This is a genomic window from Planomonospora sp. ID91781 (assembly GCF_015711595.1).
Taxonomy (GTDB): Bacteria; Actinomycetota; Actinomycetes; order Streptosporangiales; family Streptosporangiaceae; genus Planomonospora; species Planomonospora parontospora.
The window spans coordinates 243,303-263,850 of sequence record NZ_JABTEY010000002.1; the positions used below are offsets into that span (position 1 = coordinate 243,303).

Sequence of the window (20,548 nt, forward strand, 5' to 3'; positions counted from 1 at the left end):
GAGCGAGAAATGGCGAAGGCAGTCGGCATCGATCTCGGTACCACCAACTCGGTGATCGCCGCCGCGGTGGACGGCCACCCCACGGTGATACCCAACGCTGAAGGCTCCCGGACGACGCCGTCCGTGGTGGCGTTCACCGACCAGGGCGAACGGCTGGTCGGCCAGCTGGCCCGCCGCCAGGCCATACTCAACCCGAAAGGAACGATCTATTCCGCCAAACGCTTCATCGGCCGCCGCTACGACGAGATCCAGAGCGAGCAGCACGCCGTCTCCTTCGACGTCGTGGAGGGGCCCCAGGGAGCCGTGCGCTTCCAGGTCGGTGACAAGCAGTACGCGCCGGAGGAGGTCTCGGCGCTCGTCCTGCGCAAGCTGGTCGCGGACGCGGCGAAATACCTGGGCGAGAAGGTGACCGAGGCGGTCATCACCGTTCCGGCGTACTTCAACGACGCCCAGCGTCAGGCGACCAAGGACGCGGGGCGCATCGCGGGGCTCGAGGTGCTGCGGATCATCAACGAGCCGACGGCGGCGGCGCTCGCGTACGGGCTGGACAAGAAGTCCAGCGAGACCGTTCTGGTCTTCGACCTGGGCGGCGGCACCTTCGACGTCAGCATCTTGGACATCGGCGAAGGCGTGGTCGAGGTCCGCGCCACCTCCGGGGACGGGCATCTCGGCGGCGACGATTTCGACCGCCGGATCGTCGACCACCTGGCCGATGAGTTCCAGCGGGACCAGGGCATCGATCTGCGCAACGACCCACAGGCCCTGCAGCGCCTGTTCGAGGCGGCGGAGAAGGCCAAGGTCGAGCTCTCGGAGGTCACCCAGACCACGATCAGCCTGCCGTTCGTCACGGCGGACGCCTCGGGGCCGAAGCACCTCAACACCACGCTCATGCGCTCCACGTTCGAGCAGATCACGGCCGATCTGGTCGAGCGCTGCGTCGCTCCCGTCGAGCAGGCGATGGAGGACGCCAAGCTGAGGCCCGCGGACATCGACGAGGTGATCCTCGTCGGCGGGTCGACCCGGATGCCCACCGTGCAGAATCTCGTGCGCCGGCTCACCGACGGCAAGGACCCCAACATGACGGTGAACCCGGACGAGGTCGTCGCCATCGGCGCGGCGGTCCAGGCCGGGATCATCAAGGGCGAGGTGCAGGACGTCGTCCTGCTCGACGTCACGCCTCTGTCGCTGGGCGTCGAGACCCTCGGCGGCCTGATGACCAAGGTCATCGAGCGCAACACGACGATTCCGGCGCGCCGTACCGAGGTCTTCAGCACGGCCGAGGACAACCAGAACGCCGTCGACATCGTCATCCTGCAAGGGGAGCGGGAGCGCGCCGCCGACAACCGGGTGCTCGGGCGCTTCCGACTGGAGAACATCCGGCCTGCGCCGCGGGGGGTGCCGCAGGTCGAGGTCACCTTCGACATCGACGCCAACGGCATCCTCAACGTCTCCGCCCGGGACAAGGACACCGGTGCCGAGCAGCGGATCACCATCAGCGAGAGCTCCAACCTGGACAAGCCGGAGATCGAGCGGATGGTCGCCGACGCCGAGCAGCACCGTACGGAGGACCTTAGGCTCCGGGAGGCCATCGACGCGCGCAACGAGCTGGACTCGGTCGCCTACCAGGTGGAACGCCGCCTGGAGGAGCTCGGCGACGCCGTGCCCGTGCACGAGAAGGCGCGGGCGGAGCAGCTCGTCCAGGACGCCAGGCAGGCGATCAAGGAAGAGGCGCCGGTGGACCGGCTGCGCATGCTCAGCGGAGAGCTGCAGCAGGTCTATCACGGACTCGGTGCCGCCGCGGGCGGCGGGCCGAGCGTGCCGCCGCAGGGCAGGACGGAAAACGCCCCCGGCGGCAGTGACGAGGACGTGATCGACGCCGAATTCACGACCTCGGAGCCCAAGTGACATGAACGAGGACAGATCCGAGACCCAGGACCAGGCCGGCACGGCCACCACGCGGGTCGAGCAGGAACCCGCGGAGGCCGCCGCGCCCGCGGAGACCAACGCGAAGTTGGCGGAGCTGAAGGACCGGTGGCTGCGGGCGGTCGCGGAGCTGGACAACCTGCGCAAGCGCGTCGCACGTGACGCCGAGCGGATCAGGGCCGAAGAGCGGTCCAAGGTGGCGGCGGAGTGGCTGCCCATCCTGGACAACCTCGAGCGCGCGCTGAGCCACGCGGTCCGTGGCGACGGGGGCGCGGACGCCGTCCTTGAAGGGGTACGAGCGGTACGGGACCAGGCGGTCACCTTGCTCAACAGGCTCGGCTATCCCCGTCACGACGAGACCGGTGTGCCCTTCGACCCCGCCCGCCACGAGGCGGTGACGACAGTCGAACGGGCAGACGTCGATCCGGGCACCGTGGTGGAGGTGCTCAGGCCCGGCTACGGCGACGGTGAGCGGCAGCTCAGGCCGGCGATCGTGGCCGTCGCGAAGCAGGTGGAGTGATGGCCGAACGCCGGGACTTCTACGAGGTGCTCGGCGTCGGCCGGAACGCCGACGCCGACGAGATCCAGCGGGCCTACCGCAAGCTCGTGCGCGCCTACCACCCCGATGTCAATAAGGATCCCGGCGCCGAGGACAGGTTCAAGGAGATCTCGGAGGCCTACAGCGTGCTCTCCGATCCCGAGACGCGTCGCCGCTACGACGCGTTCGGACGTGATTTCCGCCAGGTGCCGCCCGACGTCGATCCCGCGGACTGGGCCCGCGCACGCAGCCGAGCGGGTGCGGGTGCGCGGGCCGGCGCGGGGGGTGGCGGGTGGCGCTCGGCCGGCGCCGAGGGCTTCGGCTTCGGCGCGGACGAGGGCATCGACCTGGAGGACCTGCTCGGCGGCATGTTCGGTGGCCGGGGCAGACGGCAGTGGGGGCCGGTGCCCGGCGCCGACCAGGAGGCGGAGCTGACGCTGACCGTGGAGGAGGCGTATCACGGCGGGCGCCGCAGCATCACGCTGTCTGGTGGCAGGCGGCTGGATGTCACGATCCCGCCCGGTGTCACGAACGGGCAGCGGATCAGGCTCACTGGCCAGGGCGGGCACGGCAGTGAGGGAGCCCAGGCGGGCGACCTCCACCTGATCGTGCGGATCGCCGACCATCCCCGCTACCGAGTGGAGGGCCGTGACATCTACGCCCCGCTGCCACTGGCTCCCTGGGAGGCGGCGCTCGGCGCCATGGTCGCTGTCGACACGCCGGGCGGCGAGGCGAAGGTGAAGGTACCGCCGGGCACATCCACGGGCCTCCGCCTGCGCCTGAAAGGACGCGGCATGCCCAGTCCGCGCGGGGCGGCGGGGGACTTCTACGCCGAGTCCCGGATCATGGTGCCTCCCAGGCCTACCGACGAGGAGCGGCGCCTGTTCGAGCAGCTCGCCGCCGTCTCGCGCTTCGACCCGAGGAGGCGCTCATGAGCTACGCGCTCGTCCGCCAGGTCCGGCTGGACCTGGACGCCTACGCGCGGGCCACGGGCCTGCATCCGCAGGCCGTGCGCCGACTGGTGGCGCTCGGCCTGCTGGAGCCGGGCAGGAACGCCAGGGGGGAGCTGTGCTTCACGCCCGCCCAGGTGACGGCGGCGGCACGCATCCAGCGGTTGCACAAGGGACTGTCCATCAACTACGCCGCGATCGGCGTGGTGATCGACCTCCTCGACCGGATCGGGGAGCTGGAGGCCGCCCTGCGCGACCTCCCACGACCACGCTAGGGGGCTGGAGTGGAACCGAACAGGATGACGCAGAAGTCGCAGGAAGCCCTGCACGACGCCCAGACCAAAGCCTTGCGCTTCGGCCACACCGAGGTCGACGGCGAGCACCTCCTGCTGGCCCTGCTCGACCAGCCTGAAGGGCTGGCGCCCAGGCTACTGGAACAGGCCGGCGCCGATCCCCGACGCCTGCATGCCGACCTGGAAGACGAGCTGTCGCGACGGCCCAAGGTCAGCGGCCCGGGCGCCGCGCCCGGCCAGGTGTTCCTCACCCAGCGCCTGTCGCGGCTGCTCGACGCCGCTGACCGGGAGGCACGCCGGCTCAAGGACGAGTACGTCTCCGTCGAACACCTGCTGCTCGCCCTCATCGAGGAGGGATCCACGACCACGTCCGGACGTCTGATGCACGGCCAGGGCCTGAGCAGGGACCGGTTCCTGGAGGCGCTCACCGCCGTGCGAGGCAATCAGCGCGTCACCTCGGCCATGCCGGAGGTGGCCTACGAGGCTCTGGAGAAGTATGGGCGTGACCTGGTCGCCGACGCCCGGGCGGACAAGCTCGATCCGGTGATCGGCCGCGACGGAGAGATCCGGCGGGTGATCCAGATCCTCTCCCGCAAGACCAAGAACAACCCGGTCCTCATCGGCGACCCCGGAGTCGGCAAGACGGCCGTCGTCGAAGGGCTGGCCCAGCGCATCGTCCGCGGCGATGTCCCCGAGGGGCTGCGCGATAAGACGATCTTCAGCCTGGACATGGGCGCGCTCGTAGCCGGTGCCAAGTACCGCGGGGAGTTCGAGGAACGCCTCAAGGCCGTGCTGAACGAGGTGAAGGCGGCGGAGGGGCGGATCCTGCTGTTCGTGGACGAGGTCCACACGGTGGTCGGAGCCGGGGCGACCGAGGGCGCCATGGACGCCGGCAACCTGCTCAAGCCGATGCTGGCGCGTGGCGAGCTGCACCTGATCGGCGCGACCACGGTAGACGAATACCGCAAGCACATCGAGAAGGATGCCGCCCTGGAGCGCAGGTTCCAGCCGGTGCTGATCGACGAGCCCTCGATGGAGGACGCCATCTCGATCCTGCGCGGCCTGCGGGAGCGCCTGGAGGTCTTCCACGGCGTGAAGATCCAGGACAGCGCGCTCGTCGCCGCCGTGACGCTGAGCCACCGCTATATCTCTGACCGGTTTCTGCCGGACAAGGCGATCGATCTGGTGGACGAGGCGTGCGCGATGATCCGGACGGAGATCGACTCCATGCCGGCCGACCTCGACGCCCTGACCAGGCGGGTACGGCGGTTGGAGATCGAGGAGGCCGCACTGGACAAGGAGGACGATCCGGCCAGCGGGGAGCGCCTCGACGAGCTGCGCGAGGAACTGGCCGCCGCGCGTGCCGAATGCGATGCGATGCGGGCACAGTGGGAGGCCGAGCGCTCGGCCCTGCGCAAGGTCCAGAGCTTGCGGCAGGAGATCGAGGCCGTGCGTCGGGAGGCTGAGCAGGCCGAACGCGACTACGACCTCAACCGCGCCGCCGAGCTGCGCCACGGCAGGCTGCCCGAGCTGGAGCGCCGGCTGCACGCCGAGGAGGAGCGGCTGGGCACCCGGCAGAACGGCCACAGGCTGCTGCGTGAGGTGGTGACCGAAAGGGAGATCGCGGACATCGTCTCCCGCTGGACCGGCATCCCGGTGACACGGCTGCAGGAGGCCGAGCGGGACAAGCTGCTCAAGCTCGACCAGATCCTGCATGAGCGCGTCGTCGGCCAGGAGGAGGCCGTGCGGCTCGTGGCCGACGCCATCATCCGCGCCCGCTCGGGCATCAAGGACCCGCGCCGTCCCATCGGGTCTTTCCTCTTCCTCGGGCCGACCGGCGTCGGCAAGACCGAGCTGGCCAGGTCCCTCGCGGAGGCCCTGTTCGACACCGAGGACAACATGGTCCGCATCGACATGAGCGAGTACCAGGAACGCCACACGGTCAGCCGCCTCGTCGGCGCTCCTCCAGGCTACGTCGGCTACGAGGAGGGCGGGCAGCTCACGGAGGCGGTGCGGCGCAAGCCGTACTCGGTGGTGCTCTTCGACGAGATCGAGAAGGCCCACGCGGACGTCTTCAACGCGCTGTTGCAGGTCCTGGACGACGGCCGACTGACCGACGCGCAGGGCCGCACGGTCGACTTCCGCAACACCGTGATCATCATGACCTCGAACATCGGCTCCCAGCACCTGCTGGACGGGGTCACCTCCGACGGCGAGATCAAGCCCGGGGCTCACGACGGCGTGATGGCGGAGCTGCGCCGGCACTTCCGGCCCGAGTTTCTCAACAGGATCGACGACATCGTGCTGTTCAAGCCGCTGACCGAGGCGGAGATCGAGCGGATCGTCGATCTGATGTTCGCCGACATCAGGCGGCGGCTGGCCGACCGGCGGCTCACCCTGGAGGTCACCGAGGAGGCCCGCAAGCTCATCGCCAACCAGGGGTACGACCCCGTCTACGGCGCCCGGCCGCTGCGCCGGTTCATCGCCCGGGAGGTCGAGACCAGGATTGGCCGGGCCCTGCTCGCCGGAGACGCCCCCGACGGCTCGACCATCGTGGTCGGTGCCGACAAGGGCGAGCTGAACGTCACCTTCTGCACTCCGGGAAGCTGACATGCACACCGTGCGCTGCGCCGACTGCGGGAGGCCGAACCGGGTTCCGGAGGCCGCCTCGGGCACGCCCCGCTGCGGCAACTGCCACCAGCCGCTGCCGTGGATCGCCGACGCCGGCGACGACACCTTCGCGGAGGTCGCCGAACGGGCCGACCTGCCGGTACTCGTCGACTTCTGGGCGGAATGGTGCGGGCCGTGCCGGATGGTCACGCCCGCGCTCGAACGAGTCGCCCAAGAGATGGCCGGACGCGTGAAGCTCGTCAAGGTCGACGTGGACCGGTCCCCGGCCCTCTCACAGCGCTTCACGATCACGGGCATCCCGGCGCTCATGATGCTCAACGAGGGCCGCGTCGTGGCACAACGCGTCGGCGCGGTCCCGTCGGCTCAGCTGCGCGAATGGGTCGAGGACACGCTGAGGACGCCGTCATGACGCAGTCGCCGGCCACCCTGCCCGAGACACCGGACCTGCACGGGGCCTATCCCCGGCTGGACGAGCGGCGCATAACGGACCTGTCGCGGTGCGGCGAGCGCAGGCCCGTGTCGCCCGGCGAGGTCCTCTACCGGGAGGGCGAGCCCGCTGGTGAGTTCATCGTGATCCTGCGCGGCAAGGTGGCCACGGTCGAGGGATACGGCAGCGCGGAGGAGCGGACGATCGCCGTTCACGGCCCCGGGCGTTTCCTCGGCGAGCTGGGCCTGCTCACCCGCCAGGTCGGGTTCCTGACCGCGCTCGTGCGGGAGCCCGGCGAAATCCTGGCCGTCCCGGCCGACCAGGTGCGCACGCTGGTGGCCGGTGACCCCGCATTCGGGGACCTCATCCTGCGCGCCTACCTCACCCGCCGTACCCTGCTGATCGGCATGGACGCCGGTTTCCGCATCATCGGCTCCCGCTACTCGCCCGATGCCCGCCGGCTGCGCGAGTTCGCCGCCCGCAACAGGCTCCCGCACCGGTGGATCGACCTGGAGGACGACGAGGAGGCGGAGGCGCTGCTGCGCCAGCTCGGCATCTCCCCGCAGGACACGCCGGTCGTGATTTGGCACGGAGACCAGGTGCTGCGCAACCCGACCACCGCCACACTGGCCAAGACCATCGGCCTGTCCGCGTCGCGGCCCGGCAGCGACGTGTGTGACCTGATCGTCGTGGGCGCGGGTCCCGCCGGCCTGGCCGCGAGCGTGTACGGGGCCTCGGAGGGCCTGACCACGGTCGTGCTCGACGCGGTCGCCGCGGGCGGCCAAGCGAGCACCTCCTCCCGCATCGACAACTATCTCGGCTTCCCGTCGGGCATCTCGGGCGCCGAGCTTGCCGAACGCGCGGTCATCCAGGCGGCCAAGTTCGGCGCCCGGCTGACCGTACCGGCCGAGGCGAGCGGGCTGGAGTCCGACAACGGCCACTACAGCGTGCTCGTCGAGGGCGGGACTGCTGTGCAGGGCCACGCCGTGCTCATCGCCACCGGCGCTCGCTACCGCAAACTCAACGTTCCCGACCTGGAGAAGTACGAAGGCTGCGGCGTCTACTACGCGGCGACGCCGTTCGAGCTGCGCATGTGCCGGCAGGTGCCGGTGGTCATCGTCGGCGGCGGCAACTCCGCCGGCCAGGCGGCACTTTACCTGGCCAGGAACGCCTCGTCAGTGCGTGTGCTCGTGCGCGGCGGCGATCTCAGCCAGAGCATGTCCCGCTACCTCGTCGACGCGATCAGCCGGACGCCCGGCATCGAGATCATCTTCCACACCGAGGTACGCGAACTGCTCGGGGACGGCTCCCTGCGGGCCGTCCGCGCCCAGAACAACCAGACGGGGCAGCCCATCGAGATCGAGACCAACGCGATGTTCGTGTTCATCGGCGCGGATCCGCACACCGGCTGGCTTGCGGGCGCCGTCGCGCTGGATGACCGGGGCTTCGTCACCACGGGTATCGGCTCGTCACACGGGGAGACTCTTCCCCTGGAGACCGGGCGGCCGGGCGTGTTCGCCGTGGGAGACGTTCGCAGCGGGTCGGTCAAACGGGTCGCGTCCGCGGTCGGGGAGGGCGCCATGGCGGTACGCCTTGTGCACGAAAGATTCTCCATGACAGGGCATCGGCAACAAGGACGGTGATCCAGATGTCAGTTATCGCGGTTTCCAGGTTCGAGTACTTCTTCCGCGCCGCTGCGGGACTGGACGTGGACAAATCCGACCTCAAGCGATACAGCGACTTCATCAACCGGAAGCTGTACGACATGCTCGTCGCCGCCGAGGCCTGCACGAAGTCGAACCGGCGCGACATCATCCAGTCCTGGGACCTGCCCGGTGGCGTCCTCGGGGCGGAACTACGTGTCCTGCTCGTCCTGCCAGCCTTGGGGTTCGGGATGGTAACCGTAGGCGGCGGCCCGCACCGTGCCCTCGTCCTCCAGCCCGGAGCCGATCGTGCCGCCGACGGTGGCCAGCGAGCTGATGATCCAGGCCAGGTTCAGGTAGTCGGTGAGATCGACCGGCCGGTGCAGGTTCTTTTGCAGTACGGAGGTGTCGATCAGCAGCGCCGCGACGAGTGTCGTTCCGGCGAACAGCACCAGATAGGACACCACAGCGGCCAGAGCGAGGGTAAGGATTGTGCCCAGGTTGAACAGCCGGGCCAGCTCAGCCGGTGTCTCCTGGCCCGGTTTCTCCCACAGATCGTGCGCGACGATCAGCCAGGTCACCAGCGCGGTCAGTCCGAGAAGCATGATCACAGTGAGGCGGAGTCCGCCGAGCGCATCGCCCATCTCCCAGATGGTGCTGGTGGTGAGCGCGAACGCGGCCGTGGCGAAGGCGCCGGCCAGCAGTTTGGACAGGCCCAGCAGGGCGCGCTCCGGGCGGTTGGCCCGGATCATCCCAGTCAGTAGCCGCACCCGGCCGGCCAGCCGCGAGGCGACGTAGCCCAGTTCCCCGGCATCGGCCTCGCCGACCACCCGGTGTATGGCGGCGACCTGGCCGGCCAGTTCGGCCGGTGCCCGGCCGGCCGGCGGCACCCGCTCCTCGGAAGCGTCAGTGAGCAGCCGGCCCACGAGACCCGGGATGGCCGTGCGCAGCGCTCGCAGCTGGCGCAGCCCCAGCGCGGGCAAGGACACCATCGCGACTCGGCGCCGGACGGACGTCTGCGCGACCAGCGGCACCCGCTCGGTGTGCAGCGGCAGGTCGGTCAGGCAGACCGCGACGTCCCACCGGGCATCGGCGCGCCGCCGGGCTAGATCGTCGAGCAGCGCCTCAACGCCGCCGTCGCGGCGCGGCGCCACCTCACCCCAGCCTGCCCGGACGCGCCACCGCACGTGCGGAGCCACCTGCTCGGTGAGCAGGTCGGCCAGTTCGGCGGCGAGCCGCGCGACCACCTGCGCCGGATAGTCCGGCGGGGTCGCCACGAGTCCGACGACGATCTCCGGCCGATGCGGCTCACTGATGACCATGGCGCTCCTCGCCGGTAGCCGGACGAAATCCCGATAGTGACTACCCACAGTGGCGTGACACATGCGAATTGTATCGAGTCATGCTTGGACACCATGCAGTCAGAGATTGATAGGAAACCTCTATTAGTGACGTGTAGTAATTGTATGGGCACTTAAAGTGTCCGGCCGTGGGTTCAGGGGGTTTTCCGGGGGTATCGGTCTGGGGGCCGCCCATGGGGAGGGAGGCATCTGCGACGGGGAGATCGTCATGAAGGCAGTGGTGTACGAGGGGCCGCGGCAGGTCAGCGTCAAGGATGTGCCGGACGCGCGGATCGAGCGGCCGACCGACGTCCTGGTGCGGATCACGTCGGCGAACATCTGCGGCTCGGACCTGCACATGTACGAGGGCCGGACCGACTTCGAGCCCGGCCGCTGGTTCGGGCACGAGAACCTGGGCCAGGTGGTCGAGGTCGGCGCCGGGGTGGACAAGGTCCAGGTGGGCGACTGGGTCGTCCTGCCGTTCAACATCGCGTGCGGGCACTGCAAGAACTGCGAACGCCAGCTGACGAACTACTGCCTGACCGCCCAGCCCGAGCCGAAAATGGCCGGCGCCGCCTACGGCTTCGCCGACATGGGCCCCTACGGCGGCGGGCAGGCCGAGCTGTTGCGCGTGCCCTGGGGCGACTTCAACTGCCTGCGGCTGGGCGAGGACGCCGAGCAGCGCCAGACCGACTACGTGATGCTCGCCGACATCTTCCCGACCGGCTACCACGCCACCGAGATGGCCGGCGTGCGGCCCGGCGACCAGACGGTCATCTACGGCGCGGGCCCGGTCGGGCTGATGGCCGCCCTCTCGGCGACCGTCCGGGGGGCGAGCAAGGTGATGGTCGTCGACCGCCACCCCGACCGGCTGCGGCTGGCCGAATCGATCGGCGCGATCGCCATCGACGACTCCAAGGTCGACCCGGTGCAGGCCGTGCTGGACGAGACGATGGGGCTGGGCGCGGACAACGGCTGTGAATGCGTCGGCTATCAGGCGCACGAGCCCGACGGCCGGGAGCAGCCCAACCTGACGATGAACCGGCTGGTCGCCTCGGTGCGCTTCACCGGGAGGATCGGCTGTGTCGGCGTCTTCGTCCCGCAGGACCCCGGGGCCGGCGACGAGCTGGCCAAGCAGGGCAAACTCGCCTTCGACTACGGCATGTTCTGGTTCAAGGGCCAGCACATCGGCAGCGGCCAGGCTCCGGTCAAGAAGTACAACCGGCAGCTGCGCGACCTGATCGCCGCGGGCAAGGCCGAACCGTCCTTCATCGTCAGCCATGAGCTGCCCCTCGACCGCGCGCCGGAGGCGTATGAGCACTTCGACAAGCGGGACGAAGGCTGGACGAAGATCGTCCTGCACCCGGCGATGGCGGGAGCGGGTGCCTGACATGGCCGCAGAGCTGAACGGACGCCGCATCGCCATCCTCGCGGCCGACGGGGTGGAGCGAGTCGAGCTGGAGCGGCCGCGGCAGGCGCTGGACGACGCCGGCGCTCGCACCGTCGTGGTCTCCATCGCCGGCGGCGAGATCCAGGCACGCGACCACGACCTCGAAGACGCCGGCACCTTCACGGTGGACCGGCTGGTCGGCGAGGTGTCGGTCGACGACTACGAGGCGCTGCTCCTGCCGGGCGGGACGGTGAACCCGGACAAGTTGCGGATGGAACCCGCCGCGGTGCGGTTCGTCCGGGACTTCGTCCAGTCGGGCAAGCCGGTGGCGTCGATCTGCCACGGTCCGTGGAACTTCGTCGAGGCCGACGTCGCGCGGGGCCGCCGGCTGACCTCGTGGCCGAGCGTGCGCACCGACCTGCGCAACGCCGGGGCCGAGGTGGTCGACGAGCCGGTCGTCACCGACGGCAACATCACCACGAGCCGGTCGCCCGACGACCTGCCGGCCTTTTGCGAGCGCATCGTGCAGGAGTTCGCCAAAGACCCGCAGGACGGTGCCGCCGCACGCCGGGCCTGACATCGCCGACCACGAACGCGCGTCCCGTCGCTGTCCGCGCCGGCGCTGCTCCCGGCCTCTACGTACTGAACGGCCATCCAGACGACGTGCACCTTTCATGTCTGGATGCGCTGGTGTCATCGGTTCTGTCAGGGACAAGGGGCCGGAGGACGCGGGGGGTGTGAGCAGACCGGGGGCCGCCTGTGGCGCACGTACATACCACTACAACCTCTATAAGGACGCATGATGACCGACAAAATCGCCCGTGCGCTCGGGTGGACCAGCCTCGCGCTGGGCGCGGCGCAACTGGCGGCACCACGGGCCGTGACCCGCCTGTGCGGCGTCGACGACGCGCCCGGGGCCACGACCGTCGCCAGGCTCGTCGGCGGGCGCGAGCTCCTGCACGCCGCGCTGCTGCTCGGCGCCAAGAACCCCGCCCAGTGGGCGTGGACCAGGGTCGCCGGCGACACGATGGACCTCGGCGTCCTGGGCAGGGCCGCCGCCAACCGCACCGGCGCCCGTCGCACCCGCGCGCTGGCCGCGCTCGGCGCGGTCGCCGGGCTCACCGCCCTGGACGCCGCCTGCGCCCGGGGCGGCACCGCCAAGACCAAGGGCCCGCTGAAGGTGCGCGCCTCCATCACGATCAACAAGCCGTGCGAGGATGTCTACCGCTTCTGGCGCGAGCTGGAGAACCTGCCCACCTTCATGATCCACCTGGACTCGGTGCGCACCATCAACCAGCGCCGCTCCCGCTGGAGGGCCAAGGGCCGGGTCGTCGACCTGGAGTGGGAGGCCGAGATCATCGACGAGCGGTTCGGCGATCTGATCGCCTGGCGGTCGGTGCCCGGCACCGGCATCGCCACCGCCGGCCTGGTCAGCTTCACCGACGGCCCCGGCGGGCGGGGCACGGTCGTGGACGTCTCGCTGGAGTACGGCGCGCCCGGCCGCAAGCTCGCCGCCGCGGTCGCCCGGATGTTCGGCGAGCATCCCGAGCAGCAGGTCCGTGACGATCTGCGCCGTTTCAAGCAGGTCATGGAGACCGGCGAGGTGGTCCGCTCGGAGGGCAGCCCCGAGGGTCACCGTGCCCGGCGTCAGCTTCGCCAGCGTCCCGCGCAACCGATCGGAGGACGGGCATGAAGGCCAACGTGTGGGCGGGCCGCAACTGCCTGGAGATCCAGGACGTGCCGGATCCGCGGATCCTCAACGCGCGTGACGCGATCGTCCGCGTCACCTCGACCGCGATCTGCGGCTCCGACCTGCACCTCGTGGACGGCTACATCCCCACGGTGAAGAAGGGCGACATCCTCGGCCACGAGTTCATGGGCGAGGTCGTCGAGGTCGGCCCCGGCGTGCGTAACCTGCGCGCCGGGGATCGGGTGGTGGTGCCGTTCCCGATCGCGTGCGGCGCCTGTTTCGCTTGTGAGGCCGAGCTGTACTCGGTGTGCGAGAACTCCAACCCCAATGCCGGCATGGCCGAGAAGCTGATGGGTCACGCGCCCGCCGGGATCTTCGGCTACTCGCACATGCTGGGCGGCTTCGCCGGCGGGCAGGCCGAGTACGTGCGGGTGCCGTTCGCCGACGTCGGCCCCATCAAGATCGAGGACGATCTGCCGGACGAGCAGGTGCTGTTCCTGTCCGACATCTTCCCGACCGGTTTCATGGGTGCGGAGATGTGCGACATCAAGCCGGGCCAGACGATCGCGATCTGGGGGGCGGGGCCGGTCGGGCAGTTCGCCGCGGCCAGTGCGTTCCTGCTCGGCGCGGACCGGGTCATCGTCATCGACCGGTTCCCGTACCGGTTGCGGCGGGTGCAGCGGACCGGCGCGGAGGTGCTCAACTACGAGGAGGTGAACGTGCTGGAGGCGCTGCGCGACATGACCGGCGGGCGCGGCCCGGACGCCTGCATCGACGCGGTCGGGATGGAGGCGCATCACCCGACTCCGGCGATGTACGCCTACGACCGCACCAAGCAGGCCGCCAGGATGGAGACCGAGCGGCCGTACGTGCTGCGCGAGGCCATCATGGCCTGCCGCAACGGCGGTGTGGTCTCCGTCATCGGAGTGTACGGCGGATTCGTTGACAAGTTCCCGATGGGCACCGTAATGAACCGGTCGCTGACCATCCGCACCGGCCAGTGCCACGTGCAGCGCTACGCCGAGCCGCTGCTGCAGCGGATCCGCGCGGGCGAGATCGACCCGAGCTTCGTCATCTCGCACCGCATGCCGCTCAGCGAGGCGCCACGCGGGTTCGAGCTGTTCAAGCACAAGCAGGACGAGTGCAACAAGGTCGTGCTCACTCCGTGAGCCTGCCTTCGCGGCCCAGAGCCGGTTCCGCTCGATTTCCTCGGTGACCCGCCGTTCCGTCAAGGCAGCGGAGCGGCACCCGCAGCGACGGTGAGCGGCGCAGGAAGTCCTCGCCTACGGAGACCGGCCCTACGGCCCCGCCCTCGCCGGCAGCGATCAGGCGGGTGACCACCATCGTGGCGGCGCGGTTCACTGGAGTTGACCCGGTTTGGTGGACGCTTGACCTCTGGGGAACCCTGGTTCCCGGAAGGAGTCCACTGTGCCGGACAACTATCCGCCGGAGGTTCGCCGGCAGATGGTGGAACTGGTGCGCGCCGGACGGACACCGGAGGAACTGGCTCGGGAGTTCGAGCCCTCCGCCCAGTCGATCCGTACCTGGGTGCGCCAAGCCGACCTCGATGACGGCCGCCGCGGCGATGGCCTGACCAGCGCCGGAAAAGACGAGCTGGCCCGGCTGCGCCGCGAGGTCAAGCTTCTCCGCGAGGAGAAGGAGATCCTGCGCAAGGCCGCGGTTTTCTTCGAACGGGAGACGGATCGGCCGAGATGAAGTTCCGGCTGGTCGACGCGGAGAACGACCACCACGACGTCTCCCTGCTGGCCCGGGTGCTCGGTGTGTCGCGCCAGGGCTACTACACCTGGCGCAGGCGCCAGGAGCGCGGTCCGTCGGCGCGTGCCCACCGTGATGCCGAAACCCCCGGCGCCGGCATTCGGCCAACGGCCAGCTCAGCCCGGCCGAGTACGAGCGCCGACACGCGCTCAAGAACGTCCATCAAGACGGCTATGCTGCCGCGTAGCGGCAAGCTCTGATGCGTCTACCGAACCGGGGCAACTCCATCAGCGCGGAGATCGTCGAGATCGCGCCGTGGCTGGCCGACGACCGCTTGAAGTTCCTGCTCGCCTGAGCCCGCCTCCGGCGACGCCCCGCGTGCGTCCTCCAGCGGCGGGCCGCCCGCGGGTTCCGGGAGAGGAGCCCCCGGAACCCGCAGGCACCTGTCAGGAGTTCAGCTCGGCCAGCCAGCCGAGCTGTTCCAGGCGGTCGTCCAGGGTCGGCGCGTTCAACCCGACGACGAGGGTCGTCGCCCCCGCCTCGCGATAGGCCTCCAGCCGCTCGCGCACCCGCCCCGGGGTGCCGCACAGCGCCAGCGCGTCCACCAGGTCGTCGGGCAGCTCCTCCATCGCCTCGCCCATCCCGCCGTCGAGGTAGGCGTCCTGGACCCGGGCGGCCGCGGCGGCGAAGCCCAGGCGGTGGGCCAGCCGGTTGTAGAAGTTGACCTCCTTGCTGCCCATGCCGCCCAGATAGAGCGCGAGCATCGGGCGCACCACGTCGCGGGCGTAGTCGGCGTCCTCGTCCACCATCGCCATCACCATGGGGGAGACGGCGACCTCCGCCGGGTCGCGTCCGGCCAGGGCCGCCCCCGAGCGCAGCCGGCCGAGGGACTCGGCCACGTGCTCGGGCGGGAAGTGGATCGGCAGCCAGCCGTCGGCGATCTCACCGGCGAGGGCGATCGCCTTGGGACCCATGGCCGCCAGATGGATCGGCAGCGGCCGCCGTACCGGCCCGATGGCCATGCTCAGCGCCTTGCCGCGGCTGTCGGGCAGGGGCAGCCGGAGGGTGGGGCCCGTATGGCGCACGGGCTCGCCGGCCAGCGCGGTCCGCACCACCTGGACGTAGTCGCGCAGGTGGGCCAGCGGACGCTCGTAGCGCCGCCCGTGCCAGCCCTCCGTCACCTGCGGGCCGGAGGTGCCCAGGCCCAGCCGGAACCGGCCGCCGGACAGCCGGTCGATCGTCGCCGCGGCCATGGCGGTGGCGACGGCGGTGCGACCGGATATCTGGATGATCCCGCTGCCGAGCTCCACGCGTTCGGTGCCCGCCGCCAGCCAGGCCAGGGTCGTCGCCGGGTCGGCGCCGTACCCCTCGGAGGCCCAGACGGACTCGTACCCCAGCCGCTCGGCCTCGGCGACGAGCTTGAGATGCTCGTCGGGAGCGGACGCGACAGGCCCCAGGGTGCCGATGCTGAATCCCAGACGCACGAACGCCTCCTCGCTTCTCGCGATCACCGGTTCCTCATGTCCGTGATCGCATCATCTCCGGAGACGGCCTCCGCGCACAGGGCATCTGCTGAGAAACAGGGCATCTCGTGAGATCAAAGAGAGTACTTAATCTACATTGTAAAGGAGTCGGTACAGGAAAATTCTCAAACCAGAAGACAACCACAATCCGACCGGGGGAAACGCCGTCGCCTCACGGCTCTGGCGGTCGGACAGAGCCGACCGCCAGAGGGCCGAGCACACCGGCGTATGACGACAGGCCGCTACCGCCGCCCCGAGCGGTTCCGAGGGCTGGCCTTGTGACCGGCCCCGACTACGGTGACCCGGGCAGGGTGACCGCGGTGGTCGGTGCGACGGGTCCGCTCGGCGGGTCGCCTGCGGGGATGACGTCGCTGGGCCGCACGCCGCAGCCGGCCACCGCGATGAGCGCCACGAGACCCGCGGCGAGCACGCGGCGGGGCAGCCCGGTCCTCACTCGGGGCCACCGCCCGGATCGTGTGCCCGGCGCGGCAGGCGCAGCGTGAACACGGCGCCGCCGTCCACGGCGTTGGCGACGGTGAGGTCGCCCCCGTGCAGGCGCGCGTTCTCCCGCGCGATGGCGAGGCCGAGACCGCTGCCCTCGGACCTGGCCCTGGCCGCGCCGGCCTTGTAGAACCGGTCGAACACGTGCGGCAGCACCGTTTCGTCGAGGCCCGGCCCGTGGTCGCGGACCTCCAGAGCGATCCGGTGCGGGTCGGCGGAGAGCCGTACCGACACCGGCGGCTCGCCGTGCCGCAGGGCGTTGCCGACCAGGTTCGCGAGGATGACGTCCACCCGGCGCGGGTCCAGCGGTGCCGTCACCCCGGGTGGGAGCTCGGTGCGCACCGCCTCCGACCAGCCGCGGGCGCGCAGGGTCGCGCGCACCAGCTCGGCCACGTCGACCTCGTTCAGGGCGAGGGCCGCGACGCCGGAGTCGAACCTGCTGATCTCGATGAGGTCGTTCACCAGAGCGGTGAGGCTGAGCGTCTCCTGGCTGACCAGCCTGGCGGCCCTGCCGGCGGGTTCGGGCAGCCGGGCCGCCTCCTCGTCGAGGACGTCGGCGACCGCGGCGAGCGCGGCCAGCGGGGTGCGCAGCTCGTGGGAGACGTCGGCCACGAACCGGCGGGCGTCGGCCTCCATCCGGCGCAGCTGCTCGACGTGCCGTTCCAGCTCCGCCGCGGTGGTGTTGAACGTGCGGGCCACGTCGGCCAGCTCGTCGGAACCGCGGACCGCGATCCTGGTGCGCAGCTCGCCCTCGCCCAGCAGGCGCGCCGCCCGGCCGAGCTCGCGCACCGGGCGCAGCACACCGCGGGTGGCCAGCGACGCCAGGACGACCGCGAACGCCAGGGCCGCCCCGCCGGTGAGCCAGGCGTGTACGGCGAGCCCGTCGATGCTGCGCTGTTCGGGAAGCAGGCTGCGCGCGACGTAGACCTCGATGCCGGACGACCGCGTCGTCCGGTCCCGCTCGGTGATCAGCAACGGCGTGCCGATGATCAGGAAGGGGGCGTCCTGCCAGACCACGCGCTGCCACGCGACGTCGCCGCCGGCCACCGTCCGCCGCAACTGCGGTGAGATCACCCCGAGGTCCAGGACCGGCACGCCGCCCGGCCTCCGGTGCTCCGGCGGCGGACCGGGGGCCGGGGCGCCGGGGCGCTCCGGGGGCGGTCCGGCCAGTGAGTGCTCGCCGCGGTGGAAGGCGACGGCGAAGACGTTCCCGTCGCTCACGGCGCCGGCGATGCCGCCGAGCTCGGCCCGGTCCGGCGCCGGACTCCGCAACGGGTAGAGCGCCTGCAGTCGGCTCGTCATCGCCTGCACCGCGGCGTCCTGGGTCCTCTGCAGGATGGCGTTGCGGGCCTGGACGTAGATCCCGCCGGCCACCGCCACCGTGGTGACCACGCACAGCAGCGCGAACGCGGACGACAGGCGGGCCCGCAGCCCCAGACTCGGCCAAGGTGCCACCGGCGGCTCACACCGGCCCGAACCGGTATCCGAACCCACGCACCGTCTGCACGTAGACGGGCGCGGCCGAGTCGTCCTCGATCTTCGCGCGCAGCCGCTGCACGCATGCGTCCACGAGGCGCGAGTCGCCGAAGTACCCGTGCTCCCACACCGACTCCAGCAGCTGCTGGCGGCTGTGCACCCGGCCCGGCGTGCCGGAGAGCTCGAGCAGCAGGCGCAGTTCGGTGGGGGCGAGGCCGACCGGCACGCCGCGGTTGGCGACCACCAGCCCGGCCCGGTCGATGGTCAGGTCCCCGTGCCGCTCCAGCTCCGCCTGGTCCCGGCCGATCCGCCGGAGGACCGCGCGGATGCGCGCCTCGAGCACCCGGGGCTGCACCGGCTTGACCACGTAGTCGTCGGCGCCCGCCTCCAGTCCGGCCACCACGTCGATGTCGTCGCCGCGCGCGGTCAGCATGATGATCGGTGTCTCACCGGCGGCCCGGATGCGGCGGCAGACCTCGAACCCGTCGATGCCGGGCAGCATGAGATCGAGCACGACGACGTCGGGGAGGTCCGTACGCAGCCGGTCGAGTCCCTGCTCACCGGAGTCCACCGCGCGCACCCGGTGCCCGTGCCGGGTCAGGGCCAGCTCGAGGCCCTCCCGCACGGCCGGGTCGTCCTCGATCAGCAGCACTCGCGACACGCCCCCGGATTTCACGTCATTCTGCCCAGGGTGCCTCGGCCTTCAGGCCGGGGAGGAATGGGCGTCCCGTCAGGGATGGTCCGGCGGAGCCGGGACGGCCTGCTGCACGATGTGCAGCACCTGCGCGTGCAGGGATCGGTGCTCATGTTCGGCCAACTCCTTGAGCCGTGCGTGAAGGTCGTCGGGAAGCCGCAACGTGATCTGTTTCATGTCGGCAGAATACCTGCCGGACCCCATCTCGCTGATGGTAAATTGATGGCATGTCCCGGTATCGGCTCTCCCCTACCCCCGCCCAGGAGGCGGCGCTGGCGGAGCACTGCGCGCACGCGAGGTTCGTGTGGAACCTCGCCGTCGAGCAGCACGCGCACTGGAAGCCGGGCCGGAAAAGCGCGCCGGGGTTCGCCGAGCAGTGCCGCCAGCTCACCGAAGCCCGAGCGGCCTTCGGCTGGCCGGCCGCCGGGTCGATCGTCGTCCAGCAGCAGGCCCTCAAGGACTTCGCCCAGGCCATGGCGAACTTCTTCGGCGGCACCCACCGCAAGCCGACCTGGCGCAGACGCGGCCGGAATGAGGGGTTCCGGATCGTCGCCGTCAAAGCCGACCAGGTGCGGCGCCTGTCGCGCAACACCGGCGAGGTGAAGATCCCGAAGGTCGGCTGGGTGCGCTTCCGCTGGTCGCGCGCCGTGCCCGGCGGGGTGAAGTCGTTCCGGATCACCCGGGATGCGGCTGGACGCTGGCATGTCGCGTTCGCCGCCGTCCCGAAGCCGGTGCCCGCGCCCGCAACGGGTGAGGCCGTCGGCGTGGACCGGGGCGTGGCCGCCTCGGCGGCGCTGTCGACCGGGGAACTGCTGACCGCTCCCGGACTGCGCGAGCCCGAGGCCAGGCGGCTGCTGCGGCTTGAGCGGAAACTCGCCCGCGCCCGCCGCGGCTCCCACCGGCGGGCGAAGGTCAAGGCCGCCATCGCCCGGCTGAAAGCCCGTGAGAGTGACCGGCGCAAGGACTGGGTGGAGAAGACCTCCACCGATCTGGCGCGCCGGTTCGACGTCATCGCCGTCGAAGACCTGAAGATCCGGAACATGACCCGGTCGGCGAAGGGCACCGTCGAGCAGCCGGGAACGAACGTCCGCCAGAAAGCAGGACTGAACCGGGCCATCCTCGCCGCCGGATGGGGGCGGCTCGTGACCCGCCTGGAGGACAAGGCCCCCGGCCGCGTCGTCAAGATCAACCCCGCGTACACGTCGCAGACCTGCAACGCCTGCGGGCACCGCGCCCCGGACAACCGCGAGAGCCAAGCGGTGTTCCGGTGCGTCGCCTGCGGGCATCGGGCCGACGCCGACGTGAACGCGGCCTGCAACCTCCGGGACACCGCCGTGGGGCGCACGGTGGCTGCGCGGGGAGGCTCGCCGTCGGGCGGGCCGGTGAACCGCGAACCTCAACGCGACCTCCTCCTTGTGGGGTAGTTGCCGTTGGAATCCCCCGGCTTCAGACGGGGGAGGACGTCAAAGCACACTCCGTAACTCGTCCGCCGGTCAGTCCCGTCCACTGTCGTCCGGTCGTGTCCCCGCCCGGTCCGCGTCGTGTCATGGTCGTGTCACGGTCGCGCCGACGGCGGCGGCCGTCGGCGAACGGTGACATGGGGCTGACGACGCGCGCACATCCGGTGCCAATCGTAATTCCTCATGAACGGACCACACACCATCCCGCCTCGGCCTAGGGACCGGCTGTACGCCGCGGTCACGCCGGTGCTCACCGTGCTGCGGCCTCCACCGCATCTACGACGACGAGTGGCGGCACTTCGAATACCGACCGGACGGCGGCCCGCCGCGACGACGACCCCACCCTGGCGTGG

At 70.7% G+C, this 20,548-nt stretch carries 20 protein-coding genes and 1 pseudogene; 15 read left to right on the forward strand and 6 right to left on the reverse strand.

The features are described 5' to 3' along the window. Positions 1-9 precede the first annotated feature (9 nt). The 8 genes and pseudogenes from dnaK to HS048_RS39135 form a co-directional block, all read left to right on the forward strand. The gene (gene dnaK / locus HS048_RS20255) at positions 10-1,905 is read left to right on the forward strand and encodes a molecular chaperone DnaK (RefSeq protein ID WP_196468249.1); all 1,896 of its coding nucleotides are present in this window, start codon (positions 10-12) and stop codon (positions 1,903-1,905) included. Position 1,906: 1 nt separating this feature from the next. Next, positions 1,907-2,443 carry a nucleotide exchange factor GrpE gene (locus HS048_RS20260; protein ID WP_196468250.1) on the forward strand — a complete coding sequence of 179 codons (537 nt, stop codon included), beginning with the start codon at positions 1,907-1,909 and terminating at the stop codon, positions 2,441-2,443. Next, entirely contained in the window at positions 2,443-3,396 is a 954-nt protein-coding gene (locus HS048_RS20265) for a DnaJ C-terminal domain-containing protein (RefSeq protein WP_196468251.1), read from the forward strand. The genes HS048_RS20260 and HS048_RS20265 overlap by 1 nt, the downstream gene beginning before the upstream one ends. Then, positions 3,393-3,686 carry a chaperone modulator CbpM gene (locus HS048_RS20270; protein WP_196468252.1) on the forward strand — a complete coding sequence of 98 codons (294 nt, stop codon included), beginning with the start codon at positions 3,393-3,395 and terminating at the stop codon, positions 3,684-3,686. Before HS048_RS20265 ends, HS048_RS20270 begins: the two co-directional genes overlap by 4 nt. 24 nt (positions 3,687-3,710) lie before the next feature. Continuing rightward, positions 3,711-6,314 carry an ATP-dependent chaperone ClpB gene (gene clpB / locus HS048_RS20275; RefSeq protein WP_230881804.1) on the forward strand — a complete coding sequence of 868 codons (2,604 nt, stop codon included), beginning with the start codon at positions 3,711-3,713 and terminating at the stop codon, positions 6,312-6,314. Between the two features lies 1 nt (position 6,315). After that, positions 6,316-6,744 (forward strand): thioredoxin, encoded by a 429-nt coding sequence (trxA, locus tag HS048_RS20280; RefSeq protein ID WP_196468254.1) that lies wholly within the window; start codon positions 6,316-6,318, stop codon positions 6,742-6,744. After that, complete coding sequence (locus HS048_RS20285; protein WP_196468255.1) at positions 6,741-8,405, forward strand: FAD-dependent oxidoreductase; 1,665 nt, start codon at positions 6,741-6,743, stop codon at positions 8,403-8,405. The genes trxA and HS048_RS20285 overlap by 4 nt, the downstream gene beginning before the upstream one ends. A 5-nt stretch (positions 8,406-8,410) precedes the next feature. Then, positions 8,411-8,584 (forward strand): annotated as a pseudogene (locus HS048_RS39135) (DUF1931 family protein); the annotation flags it as partial. A 33-nt stretch (positions 8,585-8,617) separates the two neighbouring features. Here the strand turns inward: HS048_RS39135 and HS048_RS37350 are convergent. Continuing rightward, positions 8,618-9,727, reverse strand: coding sequence for a hypothetical protein (locus HS048_RS37350; protein WP_230881805.1), 1,110 nt, complete (start codon positions 9,725-9,727; stop codon positions 8,618-8,620). Between the two features lie 247 nt (positions 9,728-9,974). Between HS048_RS37350 and HS048_RS20295 the strand changes: the two genes are divergently transcribed. The 6 genes from HS048_RS20295 to HS048_RS20320 all read left to right on the forward strand — a co-directional run bounded on the left by HS048_RS20295 (position 9,975) and on the right by HS048_RS20320 (position 14,801). Next, positions 9,975-11,135: a glutathione-independent formaldehyde dehydrogenase gene (locus HS048_RS20295; RefSeq protein ID WP_196468257.1), complete on the forward strand. Its 1,161-nt coding sequence runs from the start codon at positions 9,975-9,977 to the stop codon at positions 11,133-11,135. Position 11,136: 1 nt separating this feature from the next. Next, positions 11,137-11,712 carry a type 1 glutamine amidotransferase domain-containing protein gene (locus HS048_RS20300; RefSeq protein WP_196468258.1) on the forward strand — a complete coding sequence of 192 codons (576 nt, stop codon included), beginning with the start codon at positions 11,137-11,139 and terminating at the stop codon, positions 11,710-11,712. Between the two features lie 225 nt (positions 11,713-11,937). Beyond that, entirely contained in the window at positions 11,938-12,828 is an 891-nt protein-coding gene (locus HS048_RS20305; protein WP_230881806.1) for an SRPBCC family protein, read from the forward strand. After that, positions 12,825-13,994, forward strand: coding sequence for a zinc-dependent alcohol dehydrogenase (locus tag HS048_RS20310; RefSeq protein ID WP_196468260.1), 1,170 nt, complete (start codon positions 12,825-12,827; stop codon positions 13,992-13,994). Before HS048_RS20305 ends, HS048_RS20310 begins: the two co-directional genes overlap by 4 nt. A gap of 259 nt (positions 13,995-14,253) precedes the next feature. Then, positions 14,254-14,541 carry a transposase gene (locus HS048_RS20315; RefSeq protein ID WP_196468261.1) on the forward strand — a complete coding sequence of 96 codons (288 nt, stop codon included), beginning with the start codon at positions 14,254-14,256 and terminating at the stop codon, positions 14,539-14,541. Continuing rightward, a complete protein-coding gene (locus HS048_RS20320) occupies positions 14,538-14,801 on the forward strand; it encodes a hypothetical protein (protein WP_196468262.1) in 264 nt (87 codons plus the stop codon). Before HS048_RS20315 ends, HS048_RS20320 begins: the two co-directional genes overlap by 4 nt. Positions 14,802-14,987: 186 nt before the next feature. On the opposite strand, the gene HS048_RS20325 is transcribed toward HS048_RS20320, so the two are convergent. The 5 genes from HS048_RS20325 to HS048_RS20345 all read right to left on the reverse strand — a co-directional run bounded on the left by HS048_RS20325 (position 14,988) and on the right by HS048_RS20345 (position 18,912). Further along, positions 14,988-16,052: an LLM class F420-dependent oxidoreductase gene (locus HS048_RS20325; RefSeq protein ID WP_307832567.1), complete on the reverse strand. Its 1,065-nt coding sequence runs from the start codon at positions 16,050-16,052 to the stop codon at positions 14,988-14,990. A gap of 304 nt (positions 16,053-16,356) precedes the next feature. Further along, the gene (locus HS048_RS20330; protein ID WP_157237497.1) at positions 16,357-16,518 is read right to left on the reverse strand and encodes a hypothetical protein; all 162 of its coding nucleotides are present in this window, start codon (positions 16,516-16,518) and stop codon (positions 16,357-16,359) included. Further along, the gene (locus HS048_RS20335; protein WP_196468263.1) at positions 16,515-18,020 is read right to left on the reverse strand and encodes a HAMP domain-containing sensor histidine kinase; all 1,506 of its coding nucleotides are present in this window, start codon (positions 18,018-18,020) and stop codon (positions 16,515-16,517) included. The genes HS048_RS20330 and HS048_RS20335 overlap by 4 nt, the downstream gene beginning before the upstream one ends. Before the next feature lie 7 nt (positions 18,021-18,027). Beyond that, entirely contained in the window at positions 18,028-18,702 is a 675-nt protein-coding gene (locus HS048_RS20340; protein ID WP_191896709.1) for a response regulator transcription factor, read from the reverse strand. Positions 18,703-18,771: 69 nt separating this feature from the next. Then, entirely contained in the window at positions 18,772-18,912 is a 141-nt protein-coding gene (locus HS048_RS20345; RefSeq protein WP_196468264.1) for an Arc family DNA-binding protein, read from the reverse strand. Between the two features lie 50 nt (positions 18,913-18,962). Here HS048_RS20345 and HS048_RS20350 point away from each other — a divergent pair, with 50 nt between their 5' ends. Then, positions 18,963-20,159, forward strand: a complete 1,197-nt coding sequence (locus HS048_RS20350; protein ID WP_196468265.1) for an RNA-guided endonuclease TnpB family protein — start codon at positions 18,963-18,965, stop codon at positions 20,157-20,159. Positions 20,160-20,548: the final 389 nt, after the last annotated feature.